The following is a 13,098-nucleotide window of genomic DNA, read 5'->3' as shown; positions in this document are numbered from 1 at the left end:
TGGTTCGTCGGATGAATTTATTTTACCATTATCTGTTTTTAAAAATCAGTGATTTAAAAAATAGTTTAAATTTTTTTTAACCAAAAGGGAACTAACTGTGTAAATCTATTTATATAACTTAAAAAAATAGATTTTATGAAAACTAGAAAATTTGTATCGATTGCATTTTTTGCATTAGTATTTGGAGCGACTTCTTTCGCTCAAAAAAGTGTTATGGTTGGCGGAGCAGCTATGTATCCGACAAGAAATATTATTGAAAATGCAGTAAATTCTAAAGATCATACTACATTAGTTGCGGCAGTTAAAGTGGCTGGTCTAGTAGAGACTTTGCAAAGTAAAGGCCCGTTCACTGTTTTTGCTCTAACAAATGCAGCGTTTGATAAATTACCAAAAGGAACTGTTGAAACATTACTAAAACCTGAAAATTTAAAAATGTTACAGACAATTCTTGCCTATCATGTGATAGGGGGAAAAATGAATACTTCTGATATCACAAAAGCGATCAAAATGGGTAAAGGAAAAGCAATACTAAAAACAGTAAGTGGCGGAACTTTGACAGCATGGATGAAAGGGAAAAATTTGTATATTTCGGATGAAAATAAGAACAAAGCTAAAGTTACAATTGCGGATGTGAACCAATCAAATGGTGTGATTCATGTAATTGATGCAGTAGTGTTGCCAAAACAATAATTTTTTTCAAAAAGAGGTTTGATTTTGTTAATTGAAAAAGTCCTGTTTATAATTGCAAAATTTTTTTGTAAAAAAAAATCCCAATTCTGATTCAGAATTGGGATTTTTAATTTTTATAATAATTGATTATCTTAAACTTGCTCCAAGCTCTGTTTCAAAATTCTTTTGCAATTTGCTCATGATTTTATCAATTTGAGCATCAGTCAATGTTTTTGAATTATCCTGAATGGTAAAGCTCAAGGCATATGATTTTTTACCTTCCGGAAGGTTTTGACCTTCGTAAACATCAAATAAATTAATATCTTTTAACAGTGATTTCTCCGTTTGACGTGCAATGGTATAAATACTGTCGTAGGTTACGTTTTGGTCAATTAGTAAAGCTAAATCTCTGCGAACCTCTGGATATTTAGGAATCTCAATATATTTTATTTTAGTAGAAATCAATTTCAGAATCAAAGCCCAGTTAAAATCAGCAAAAAACACTTCTTGTTTAATTCCAAAATGTTTCAATATTGATTTTTTTACCACACCTAATTCTACGATTGTATCTTGACCAAATCCAATTGCAATCCCTTCAGAAAACACATCAGAAATCACTGGTAAATTTTGTGTTTTTTGAAGGCCTAATCTCGAAAGTATGCCATTTACATATCCTTTGAATAAAAAGAAATCAGAAGTTTTTTGAGGATTAGTCCAGTTTTCTTGATTTCGATTTCCAGAAAGAAATAACGTTAAGTGTTTTTGCTCTTCATAGCCAGAAGGAAAATTATGATACGATTTTCCAAATTCGAATAATTTTAAATCAGCGTTTTTACGATTGATATTATAGGAGACGGCTTCTAATCCTGAAAATAATAATGATTGACGCATCGTTGCTAAATCAGTGCTCAATGGATTAAGCATCGTCACATTATGTTCTGGATTCAATACATTAGAAAGCTGCTCATAAGATGCCGTAGTCAATGAATTAGCCATCATTTCATGAAATCCTTGTGAATTCAATTGTGTGGCAATCGTATTTTGTATTTTATAATCTTCATTTCTAGGTGAATTAGCAACTGTAGCATTTAGTTTCTTAGAGAAATTAATGTTGTTGTACCCATAAACTCTCAAGATTTCCTCAATAACATCGATTTCTCTTTGTACATCAACGCGATAAGCAGGAATTGTTAAACCCAATCCAGCATCAGAAACGCTGTTTACTTTGATATCTAATGAAACCAATATTTTCTTAATAGTATCTTTTGATAATTCCTGCCCAATAATTTTGGCGACTTTACTGAAATTTAAAAACACGGTAAAATCCTCAATTTTCTTTGGATATACATCAATTACATCGGATGTAATTTCGCCTCCGGCTACTTCCTGAATCAATAAAGCTGCACGTTTCAGCGCATATTCAGTAATGGTTGGATCGATTCCTCTTTCAAAACGAAACGAAGCATCAGTATTTAACTGATGTCTTTTAGCAGTTTTACGGATGCTTACAGGATTAAAATAAGCGCTTTCTAAGAAAATAGAATTAGTATGCTCAGAAACTCCTGATTTTTTTCCACCAAAAACCCCAGCGATGCAGAGTGGCCCTTTTTCATCGCAAATCATTAAATCTTCCTCATGCAATGTTCTTTCAACATCATCCAGGGTTGTGAATTTAGTACCGGCAGCAAGTGTTTTTACAATTATTTTTCCATTGATTTTTGACGCATCAAAAGCATGTAGCGGTTGACCTAATTCATGTAAAACATAATTGGTAACATCAACAATATTATTTTTCGGATTCAATCCAATTGCTTTCAGTCTGTTTTGCAGCCAAGCCGGCGATGGTTTTACAGTAATTCCAGAAATGGTAACTCCACAATATCTAGGAGCAAGTTTTGCCTCTTTTACGTCAATATCAATCTTCAGTATTCTTTTATCGACTCTAAAATTACTTACTGAAGGTGTAATCAATTCAACATTAACACCACTTTGCAACATTCCTGCTCTCAAGTCACGTGCAGTTCCCAGATGACTCATTGCGTCAGCACGGTTAGGTGTCAACCCAATTTCAAAAACTTCATCATTTTCAATCTTGAAAACTGTAGCGGCAGCGGTACCTGCTACTAAAGCATCGTCCAATACCATAATCCCGTCATGGCTTTCGCCAAGACCTAACTCGTCTTCAGCGCAAATCATTCCATTACTTTCCTGTCCACGTATTTTTCCTTTTTTTATTGAAAAAGCAATGCCTTCTTTATCATATAAAGTAGTGCCAATTGTAGCAACTGGAACTTTTTGTCCCGCAGCAACATTACTGGCGCCACATACAATTTGTACAGGAACACCATTGCCCAGATCTACTGTGGTTATTTTTAATCTATCAGCATCGGGGTGTTGGACGCAAGTAAGAACATGGCCTACAACAATGCCTTCTAATCCGCCTTTTACCGATTGATATTTTTCAACAATTTCTACTTCCAGACCTAAATCTGTTAACAATGCTGCTGTTTCTTCGGATTTCCAGTCTATTTTAATGAATTGTTTTAACCAGTTGTAAGATATTTTCATCTGTCAATTTTAATAAGAATGCAAATATAAGGATTGCAGGTTGGAGTAAGAAACAATTTTTTTGGTTTTTTATAACTGATTTGCCACATTTCAGGAACATTTGAAATAATGATTGTGCATTATTAAACATAAATATATACGAATAAAAGAATAAAATAACGTTAAAAAAGAAGATATGAAAATTTAATGCTACTGGTTGAATGAATTGTGCTATTCTAATGATGAATATGAAACTATTTTTGATAAAACAAAATAGATAACGACATGGATAACATTGCAAAAAGACCTGAATTTAAGGCAACGTATGATAATTATATAGGAGGAAAATTTGTCGCGCCAATTGGTGGACAATATTTTGATGTTGTTTCTCCAATTGATGGAAAAGTATTTACAAGAGCAGCCCATTCAACTAAAGTTGATATTGATCTGGCTGTTGATAAGGCGCACGAAGCTTTTCAAACATGGGGAAAAACATCAGTTACAGAACGCAGTATGGTATTGAATAAAATTGCGCAGGTTATCGAAGATAATCTGGAGTATATCGCCACAGTTGAAACCATAGATAATGGAAAAGCGATTCGTGAAACTCTCGCTGCAGACATTCCTTTGGCGATAGACCATTTCAGATATTTTGCTGGTGTAATTCGTGCTGAGGAAAGTTCAATTGCGGAACTGGATTCACAAACGGTTTCTATCGCTTTAAGCGAACCTTTGGGAGTAATTGCACAAATTATTCCCTGGAATTTTCCAATTTTAATGGCTGTATGGAAATTAGCTCCGGCGTTGGCCGCAGGAAATACAGTAGTTTTAAAACCAGCGGAAAGCACGCCAATTTCCATTTTGGTATTGATGGAGTTGATTGGCGATGTCCTTCCTCCGGGAGTTATCAATATTGTTAATGGTTTTGGTGCTGAGCTTGGAAGAGCTTTGGTGACCAACAAAAAAGTATCAAAAGCTGCCTTTACAGGTTCTACACCGACGGGTCGCTTAGTGATGCAATATGCCACCGAAAATATTATTCCTGTGACGCTGGAACTGGGTGGGAAATCTCCAAATATTTTCCTGAAATCTGTGGGAGACGCTGACGATGATTTTTTTGATAAAGCGGTTGAAGGTGCGGTTATGTTTGCCTTAAATCAAGGAGAAATTTGTACCTGTCCTTCCAGATTATTGGTTCACGAAGCTATATATGAAAAATTTATTGGCAAGGTAATTGAAAGAACAGCAGCTATCAAATTGGGAAATCCGTTGGACAGAACAACGATGATGGGAGCGCAGACTTCCTTGGTTCAAAAAGAAAAAATCCTTACCTATATTAAATTAGGAAAAGAGGAAGGTGCAGAAGTGCTACTTGGTGGTGAAGAAAACCACTTGAATGGAGATCTTTCAGGAGGATATTATATCAAACCAACTCTTTTCAAAGGGAATAATAAGATGCGTATTTTTCAAGAAGAAATCTTCGGACCTGTTCTGGCAGTTACCACTTTCAAAACTACAGAAGAAGCTATTGCCATTGCTAACGATTCGATGTATGGTTTAGGAGCTGGAGTCTGGACGCGTGATGCACATGAAATTTATCAGGTTCCAAGAGCTATTCAAGCAGGCCGTGTTTGGATTAATCAATACCATTCCTATCCAGCTGGAGCTCCTTTTGGAGGTTATAAACAATCAGGGATTGGTCGTGAAAATCATAAAATGATGCTTGGACATTATCGTCAGACAAAAAATATGCTGATTTCATACGATAAAAAAAAATTAGGTTTCTTTTAGTAGATTAAAGATTATTGGTTAATGGTAAACCTGACAGATTTCAATCATTTGTCAGGTTTTATTTTAAATGAAAGAAGATGACAAAAAGAATTAAAGCAACAGAAAAAGCAATAGAATTAATTAAATCTTTGCAAAAAAAGCACGGTGATTTAATGTTTTACCAGGCAGGAGGATGTTGCGAAGGTACACAGCCCCAATGTTTTGAAAAAGGTGGATTCTATCAGAGAATGGGAGATGTTTGTCTTGGCACAATCGAAAATACTGAATTTTGGGTTGACAAGGATTTATTCGAATATTGGAAACACGCTCATTTTACGTTGGATGTAATTGATGCTTTTGGAGTAGGAGGGTTTTCTTTGGAAACACCACTAAAAAAAACATTCCGAATTGAATATAGGATTTTCACATCCGAAGAGGAGCAATCGCTTGAGCCTCTGAAATTCATTGAATAATTTAGTTTACTACGTATAATAATTGGTATTGTTTTGGAGTGATTCCTTCGTGTTTTTTAAACAAACGAATAAAATAATTGGAATCTTCAAATCCGGACAAATAGCAAACTTCATTGATTTGTATCGTAGGGTCTTTGAGTAATTGTTTGGCGCATCTTATTTTCTCGCTTATTACAAATTCTATCGGACTCATGCCTAATTCTCTTTTGAAAAGTCGGTAGAAAGAAGTAGTACTCATGCATGCTTTTTCGCTCAAATGCTTCATGCTGATGTTTTCCTTCAAATTCAGTCGGATGAATGCTGCCACTTCGGTAACAGGATTTTTCGCATCCGTAAACATACCATCGTCAATAGCTTTTGCGGTTTGTGTTTGGATAATTCGAATCAATAATTCCTGCAAAGTCAAATCGGATAAAACATCTTTTGTTATCGAGGTGCTCATGCATTCTTTAATCAGCTTATTGATGGTTGCAGCGAGTTCCACATTATTATAGAAGAAATAATTCTGGTAATTTAACTGCCAGAATTGGGAATTGCCTTCTTTTGGATATCGCTCGTTTAAGAATTGTAATGTATCGGTAATTTTAGTTTGATCTATTGCCAAAGCCAAACACTGCGTTGGATTGGTTTTTGTAGCTTCAGGAAAGTCAATTTTCATTTCCACATTGGAAGGAATCACAACAGTTTCACCTGGCAGATAATCAAAACCCGGGTCATCAAAAAGATGCATTATTTTTTTGCCTCTTAACATGCTTGTCACCACTAAATCATTAAACTTCAGAGGAACTAACGAAGAAGATTCGTAAGTTTCAAAAAGATTTAATTCACAGTGGTTTAAGGAATAAACGGTTCTGTTTTCAACTAATGTTTTTAACGATTTTTCGTTTGATAAATGCGGTGGATTTAGAAAGACACGATTAGTATTCATAGTTTTAAACTTAAGAAAGATAAAGTTTAAATTTAATGAAAATAACCAGAACAGGAACACTCTTTAACAAATTTTAAAGTAATTCCTCTACATGTTTTTTTATGTTTTGGGCAATTTTATGAGTTGGCAAATCATTTTCATCAGTTCCAAAAGGATCTTCAATTTCCTCAGCAATTAACTCAAGACTGGCCAAGACATAAAAGATAAAAACCACAACCGGCGCCACATAATAACCAAGACTGAAAGAATAGCCAAAAGGCAATGTCATCACATAAAAGAAGATGAATTTTTTGATAAAAGCACTGTAAGAATAGGGAATAGGTGTGTTTTTGATTCTTTCACATGCCCCGCAAATTTCAGTGAAGGACAGTACTTCGGCATTTAAAATAATCAATTGATCACCCGTTATTTTTTTTGAAATATATAAATCATTGATTTTTTGAAATAACATTTTTGCTATCTGATTGGGTTTATGTTTGTGATGGTCAATTTCTAAATCCACATCATCAAATAATTGTTTACTGGTGTCGCTATCATTCAAATGTTTATGCAAAATTGAGGCATAACAGGGGATCATTTTTCGAAAATAATTGCGGTCTTTTTCATCCTGCAGGATTACGGACAATTTGATGGCAAAATTCCGGCTGTTATTGACTAAAGATCCCCACATTTTACGTCCTTCCCACCAGCGGTCATAGGCAGTATTGGTTCTAAAAACTAACAATAATGAAATTACAAAACCAAGCATTCCGTGCATTATGGTAATGTTCTTCACGTAACTGTTGTCTGATAATTGCCAATATTCAACTTCTAAATAACCTATAATTCCGGAATAGGCTCCAATAGCCAGCATTATTGGAAATAATGTTCTAAAGGTATCCGCTTTATGAAAACGAAAGATAAAAGTAAACCAGTCTTTTGTATTGTATGAAATCATTTTAGCTAAAATTTGCTGCAAATTTAAATTAAAAACTAAGATTACCAGCCAATTCTTTTAATGCTATTTCTGATAATTTTGCTTGAAACTGAGCATTACTGTAACGTACTTTCGCATTAACATAATTCAATTGTGCTGTTCTGAATTCTAGAGTAGTTATGGTTCCAATTCTAAATTTATCCAGCGTAATATTTAGATTTTGTTTAGCAATAGCTTCATTTTTTTCTTCTAAAGCGATCAATTCTAAATTGGTCAAATAGGTTTGATAAGAAATAGCCAATTCAGAATGCAAGGCAAGGTTTTGTTGGTCAATAGCTATTTTTGAATTATCAATTTGAATCTGGCTAATTTTCTCATTCCGGTTTTGAGCAAATCCATCAAATAAATTCAATGAAGCACTAAAACCATAATTTAATCCCCTGGCAGAAGATTGTGTCGTAAAACCAAGACTGGATTGACTTTCAGAAAAATTATAACCGGTATTTAGTTTTACTGTTGGATAACGCGCCGCTTTTATTTGTTTCAATTGCAATTCAGAAACCCTTTTATTAATAATTTGGCTCTCTAATTGTGGGTTTTGCTTTTCTGCCAAAGCGCTTAATTCCGTAAGTACTAATTTGTTGTCGACAACAATTGCATCGACCACTTTAAAATCAATTTTAGCATCTCTGGCAAGTATTTGATTCAATAGAATTTTAGTATTGGCAAATAATTCTTTTTGTCTCAGGAAAGTAACTTTGTCTGTATTTAAATCTACCTGCGCATTTAAAACTTCCAGTTTTGATGCTTTACCAATGGTAAATCTGTTTTGTGCCAAAGTCAGTCGTTGATTTGAAATAACGATGGTAGAGTCTAAAGCAGCCAATTGCTGCTGTTGTTGCACCAAGTCAAAATAGGTTGCATTGACATCACTTATTTTTGTTATTATAGTCAGTTTTAACTGTGCTTCACCTAATTTTTGTAACTCTTTTAATTGGTCCATTTTTGCAAACATTTTGAATCCGTCAAAGACAGTCCAATCTAAACCCACACCATAAGTCAAACTGTTATTTTTGGCATTATCAAGTTTGTTAACAGTTCCGTCTGATCTCGTTTGTGAAATGTTTTGAATACCGTTATTGTCAGTAATTGTAGCTGTGGCTTTTGGCAACATTCCAGCATTTCCGGAACTTACGTTGGTTTTGTCTATTAATATATTGTTCGACGCAATTTTGATTTCGTAATTGTTTTCCAATGCAATTTTTACGGCATCTTCCACGGTTAAAACTTCTTGAGCATTGGTTTTGATAATACAAAAGAGTAACAAAATTAAACTTCTACATAGTATTTTAGTGTGCATCATAAGGCAATATCTTTTTAGTATTAAATTCCTGTAAACAAAAAAATCATTTGACTAAGAATTAAAAAAGTATTTGTTTTTTATATGAACTGAGCTATCTTAAGTGTTTTAAAACCGATAAGGCAGTTGAGTTCATTTAAGTTTTTTGAAATAAATGAAAAAGGGACTACGTTATTTTACTTCTTTTTCATATTCTTCAATATGATCGAATTCAGGATAATGCTTTCTTGCTTTTGACCACATTAAATACATTGCCGGAATAACGAATAATGTTAAAACCAAAGAGAAAATGGTTCCGCCAACAATTACAACTCCCATTCCGATTCTGCTTGTTGAGGCAGCTCCAAGCGACATAGCAATTGGTAACGCACCTAATGAAATGGCCAAACTGGTCATTAAAATTGGACGAAGTCTAGCTTCTGAAGCTTCTAAAATAGCATCAATTTTAGATTTGCCCTGTTCTCGTAGCTGATTTGCAAATTCGACAATCAGAATTCCATTTTTGGTTACCAAACCAATTAACATTACAGTTCCAATCTGACTAAAAATATTCCAGGTCTGATCAAATAACCATAAGGAGAATAATGCTCCGGCAACTGCCATTGGGACTGTTAAAATGATAATAAACGGATCAATGAAGCTTTCAAATTGGGCTGCTAAAATCAAAAATATCAGTAATAAAGCTAATCCAAATGCGAAAGAAGTATTCGAGCTACTTTCAACAAAATCTCTGGATTCTCCACCCAGATCGGTAGTAAATGTATCGTCCAAAACTTTGGCTTTTATCTCATTCATGGCGTCAATTCCATCGCTGATACTTTTGCCGGGAGCGAGACCTGCAGAAACTGTTGCCGACATATATCGATTATTATGATACAATTGCGGTGGGTTACTTTGTTCCTCAATCGTTACGACATTATCCATTTGGATTAATTCGCCTTTATTATTTTTGACAAACATAGACGTTAGATCCAATGGTTTGGAACGGTCCTTTTGATCAAATTGTCCAATGACCTGGTATTGCTTTCCATTTCTCATAAAGTAACCAAAACGTTGACCACTTAACGAAAGTTGCAAGGTTTGAGCAATATCAATAACTGAAATCCCCAAGCTTTCCGCTTTCTCGCGATTAATGGTTACATTGATTTCTGGTTTATTGAATTTCAGATTCACATCAGTAATTGCAAACGTTTCATTTTTTGCAGCTTCATCCATAAACAATGGAATTTTTTCTCTTAATTTCTCAAAGTTTGGCGCCTGAATTATGTATTGAATCGGCAGGCCACCACGTCTGTTTACTGCTATTGTGGGTTGCTCGATCACTGAAGTTTTTGCTTCTGGATATTTTTTAGTTAATTCGGTCAATTTTTCAGCGATCTCTTTTTGGGAACGTTTTCTTTCATTTGGTTCAGTCAAAGAAACTCTAATTCTACCACTATTTACTGTTGATGCACCAAACCCGGGTGAAGTAATAATTAGAGCTACCTTTTTTTCAGGAATAGAATCATCGATTAATTGAGAAAGTTCCTGCATAAATCGGTCTGTATATTCATACGACGCCCCTTCGGGTGCGGTTATACTCATCATTAAACCGCTTCGGTCATCATAGGGTGCCGTTTCTTTTTGGATTAAATTAAAAAATAAATAGATCAATCCGAAACAGGCTATCAGTATGGGGAAACTCAACCATTTCTTTTTCATAAATCGTTGCAAAGCATCAGCATACTTGGTGTTTAGCTTCTGAAAATAAGGTTCCGTTAAAACATAAAATTTTGATTTTTTTTGTTCACCGCCTTTCATCAAGTAGGCATTTAACATTGGTGTTAATGTCAACGAAACAAAAGCCGAGATCAATACTGCAGCCCCAATTACGACACCGAATTCCCTAAACAACCGCCCGACGAACCCCTCGAGGAAAATAACGGGAAGAAATACAGCTGCCAAGGTTATGGAAATGGATATTACCGCAAAAAAGATTTCGTTCGAGCCTTTTATTGCTGCTTCAATTGGCGACATTCCTTCCTCCACTTTTTTGTAAATATTCTCGGTGACTACAATTCCGTCATCAACAACTAAACCCGTTGCCAAAACAATGGCCAGTAAGGTCAGTACATTTATCGAAAAGCCAAAAAGCCACATAATAAAGAAAGTCGCAATTAGCGAAACAGGAATATCGATTAATGGTCTAAAGGCGATTGCCCAATCCCTGAAAAATAAATAAATAATTAAAATCACCAGAATTATTGAAATCCCCAAAGTTTCTGCCACTTCAACAACTGATTTTTTAACGAAAACAGTGGTGTCCAGCGCAATATTTAAATGCATGTCTTTCGGTAAATCCTTTTTTAAAACTTCAAATTCTTTGTAAAATTCCTTTGAAATATCTAAATAATTAGCCCCTGGAAGCGGTACAATTGCAACACCCACTAATGGTGTTCCGGATTGGGTCATTTTGGTTTCAATATTTTCAGGCCCTAATGTAGCTGAACCAACGTCGCTAAATCGAACTGTTTTTTCTCCTACGGAACGAATAATGATATTGTTAAATTCTTCAGGAGTGGATAAATTTCCTACAGTTTTTACTGTAAGTTCGGTATTATTTCCTGTCAATTTACCCGAAGGCAGCTCTACATTTTGTTTATTCAGCGCATCTCTAACTTCCGAGACCGTGCAACCATAAGAAGCTAATTTCACAGGGTCAATCCACAAACGCATAGCGTATTTTTTTTGTCCCCAAATTTGAACACCACTTACACCAGGAATGGTTTCCAGTCGTTGTGAAATTACGTTTTCAGCATAGTCACTCAGTTCAAGCGCATTTCGGGTATCACTTTGAACTGTCATTGAAATAATAGCTTCACCATTGGCATCCGCTTTTGAAACTACCGGTGGGGCATCAATATCTTGCGGCAAACTACGAACGGCTTGAGAAACTTTATCACGCACGTCGTTAGCTGCTTCTTCCAGGTTTTTGTTCAAATTAAATTCAACCGTAATATTGCTGCTTCCCTGAATACTTGATGAAGTTACATTTCGAATTCCATCTATGGAATTAATCGCTTTTTCAAGCGGCTCGGTAATTTGGGATTCAATGATATCTGAATTTGCTCCGGCATAATTGGTACGAATCGAAATTTGTGCCGGATCAATCGAAGGAAATTCTCTTACCCCAAGAAAACTGTAACCAATAATTCCAAACAAGACGATTGCTAAATTGATAACAATAGTTAAAACCGGTCTTCTTATACTTGTAGTAGATAAACTCATTTAGATTTTAGATTTTTGATTGCATCGCCAGTTTACGCCTCTGGCTATGTTCGGATTTTAGATACTAGATTTCAGATTGGCTTCATGAAATCTTATTTCTGAAATCTATTTAACTTTCACCTTCACAGGAGTTTCGTCTTTTAAAGACATTACGCCAGTTGTTATAACGGTATCACCGGCTTTTAAACCTGAAAGTACCAGAATTGTGGCGTCCGTTCGCGTGGCAGTTTCCACCATAACTTCTTTGGCCTGACCATTACTGGAAATAAAAATTTTCTTCCCATTTTGTACCGGAATAATTGCTTCAGTAGGAACTACGATTGCATCTTTAATAATGTCCAATGGCAATTCAACATTGGCAAAAGTACCGGGTAATAATTTTCCATCTCTGTTTTCGGCAATAGCGCGAACTTGTAAGGTTCTGGTTGCAACTGCAACCTCAGGTTCGATTGCATAAACTTTGGCAGTATATTTATCATCTGATCCAGAAACTGTAAAAGTTAACACTGTATTTGATTTTACCTGATTAGCGTATTTTTCCGGAATCGAAAAAGTGATTTTCAATTTGCCCGTATTAACTAATTTCGCTACTAAAATTGTTGGAGTAATATAAGTTCCCGGTGAAATGGAACGCAATCCTATTTTTCCTGAAAATGGTGCTCTTACGGATGTTTTTGCGATTTGCGCTTTAATCAATTGGCTTTGCGCTTGTGCCGTTTTCAAATCAGCTCTTGCTATATCATATTCTTCCTGACTTATGGCTTCTTTTTGCAGTAAAAGTTTGGCTCTTCTTTCATTTTCTGAGGCTAAACCTTCTTTAGTAGCCATTTGTCTTAATTGCGCTCTTAATTCTAGATCATTTACTTTGAAAAGTACCTGACCTTTGTTGACATTACTCCCTTCCTGAAAATAGATGCTTTCTACGATACCGGAAACTTCACTTCGAATTTCCACTTGTTCATTTGCTTCAATAGATCCTGAAAGCGACAGATTATTGTCGAAAGTTTGCGGTTTGGCAACAATTCCGCTTACGTTCATGGTTTTATCTTTCCCATTTTTATCTTTTGAATCATCATTCTTGGAAATGTTTGTTGAAATGCGATAGGCAATAAAACCACCAATTCCGACAAGCAATAAGGTATAAACAAGGTATTTTATTTTCATATTC

General features: G+C 35.1%; 9 protein-coding genes. 3 read left to right on the top strand and 6 right to left on the bottom strand.

Going from position 1 to position 13,098, the window contains the following annotated elements; genetic code table 11:
• Positions 1-135 precede the first annotated feature (135 nt).
• Positions 136-690, top strand: a complete 555-nt coding sequence (locus ACNQGH_RS14420) for a fasciclin domain-containing protein (RefSeq protein WP_417956719.1) — start codon at positions 136-138, stop codon at positions 688-690.
• Positions 691-816: 126 nt separating this feature from the next.
• Here ACNQGH_RS14420 and pheT read toward each other — a convergent pair whose 3' ends face one another.
• Positions 817-3,237: a phenylalanine--tRNA ligase subunit beta gene (pheT, locus tag ACNQGH_RS14415; RefSeq protein ID WP_417956718.1), complete on the bottom strand. Its 2,421-nt coding sequence runs from the start codon at positions 3,235-3,237 to the stop codon at positions 817-819.
• 264 nt (positions 3,238-3,501) lie between these two features.
• Between pheT and ACNQGH_RS14410 the strand changes: the two genes are divergently transcribed.
• Complete coding sequence (locus ACNQGH_RS14410) at positions 3,502-5,007, top strand: aldehyde dehydrogenase family protein (protein ID WP_417956717.1); 1,506 nt, start codon at positions 3,502-3,504, stop codon at positions 5,005-5,007.
• A gap of 77 nt (positions 5,008-5,084) precedes the next feature.
• Positions 5,085-5,459: a DUF779 domain-containing protein gene (locus ACNQGH_RS14405; RefSeq protein WP_417956716.1), complete on the top strand. Its 375-nt coding sequence runs from the start codon at positions 5,085-5,087 to the stop codon at positions 5,457-5,459.
• A 1-nt stretch (position 5,460) separates the two neighbouring features.
• On the opposite strand, the gene ACNQGH_RS14400 is transcribed toward ACNQGH_RS14405, so the two are convergent.
• The 5 genes from ACNQGH_RS14400 to ACNQGH_RS14380 form a co-directional block, all read right to left on the bottom strand.
• Positions 5,461-6,387 carry an AraC family transcriptional regulator gene (locus ACNQGH_RS14400; RefSeq protein WP_417956715.1) on the bottom strand — a complete coding sequence of 309 codons (927 nt, stop codon included), beginning with the start codon at positions 6,385-6,387 and terminating at the stop codon, positions 5,461-5,463.
• 73 nt (positions 6,388-6,460) lie between these two features.
• A complete protein-coding gene (locus tag ACNQGH_RS14395; protein ID WP_417956713.1) occupies positions 6,461-7,324 on the bottom strand; it encodes a bestrophin family protein in 864 nt (287 codons plus the stop codon).
• A gap of 28 nt (positions 7,325-7,352) precedes the next feature.
• Positions 7,353-8,666: a TolC family protein gene (locus tag ACNQGH_RS14390; RefSeq protein ID WP_417956712.1), complete on the bottom strand. Its 1,314-nt coding sequence runs from the start codon at positions 8,664-8,666 to the stop codon at positions 7,353-7,355.
• 168 nt (positions 8,667-8,834) lie between these two features.
• Positions 8,835-11,930 (bottom strand): efflux RND transporter permease subunit, encoded by a 3,096-nt coding sequence (locus ACNQGH_RS14385; RefSeq protein ID WP_417956710.1) that lies wholly within the window; start codon positions 11,928-11,930, stop codon positions 8,835-8,837.
• A 105-nt stretch (positions 11,931-12,035) separates the two neighbouring features.
• On the bottom strand, positions 12,036-13,094 hold the full coding sequence (locus tag ACNQGH_RS14380; protein WP_417956709.1) for an efflux RND transporter periplasmic adaptor subunit: 1,059 nt from the start codon (positions 13,092-13,094) through the stop codon (positions 12,036-12,038).
• Positions 13,095-13,098: the final 4 nt, after the last annotated feature.

The organism is Flavobacterium kochi, from assembly GCF_048286715.1.
In the GTDB taxonomy this organism is placed as follows: Bacteria; Bacteroidota; Bacteroidia; order Flavobacteriales; family Flavobacteriaceae; genus Flavobacterium.
This window is presented reverse-complemented; position numbering and strand designations above follow the sequence as displayed.

Excerpts from the sequence above, each read along its gene's own strand:
- ACNQGH_RS14420 (WP_417956719.1), top strand. The coding sequence starts at position 136 with ATGAAAACTAGAAAATTTGTATCGATTGCATTTTTTGCATTAGTATTT.
- pheT (WP_417956718.1), bottom strand. The coding sequence starts at position 3,237 with ATGAAAATATCTTACAACTGGTTAAAACAATTCATTAAAATAGACTGG.
- ACNQGH_RS14410 (WP_417956717.1), top strand. The coding sequence starts at position 3,502 with ATGGATAACATTGCAAAAAGACCTGAATTTAAGGCAACGTATGATAAT.
- ACNQGH_RS14405 (WP_417956716.1), top strand. The coding sequence starts at position 5,085 with ATGACAAAAAGAATTAAAGCAACAGAAAAAGCAATAGAATTAATTAAA.
- ACNQGH_RS14400 (WP_417956715.1), bottom strand. The coding sequence starts at position 6,387 with ATGAATACTAATCGTGTCTTTCTAAATCCACCGCATTTATCAAACGAA.
- ACNQGH_RS14395 (WP_417956713.1), bottom strand. The coding sequence starts at position 7,324 with ATGATTTCATACAATACAAAAGACTGGTTTACTTTTATCTTTCGTTTT.
- ACNQGH_RS14390 (WP_417956712.1), bottom strand. The coding sequence starts at position 8,666 with ATGATGCACACTAAAATACTATGTAGAAGTTTAATTTTGTTACTCTTT.
- ACNQGH_RS14385 (WP_417956710.1), bottom strand. The coding sequence starts at position 11,930 with ATGAGTTTATCTACTACAAGTATAAGAAGACCGGTTTTAACTATTGTT.
- ACNQGH_RS14380 (WP_417956709.1), bottom strand. The coding sequence starts at position 13,094 with ATGAAAATAAAATACCTTGTTTATACCTTATTGCTTGTCGGAATTGGT.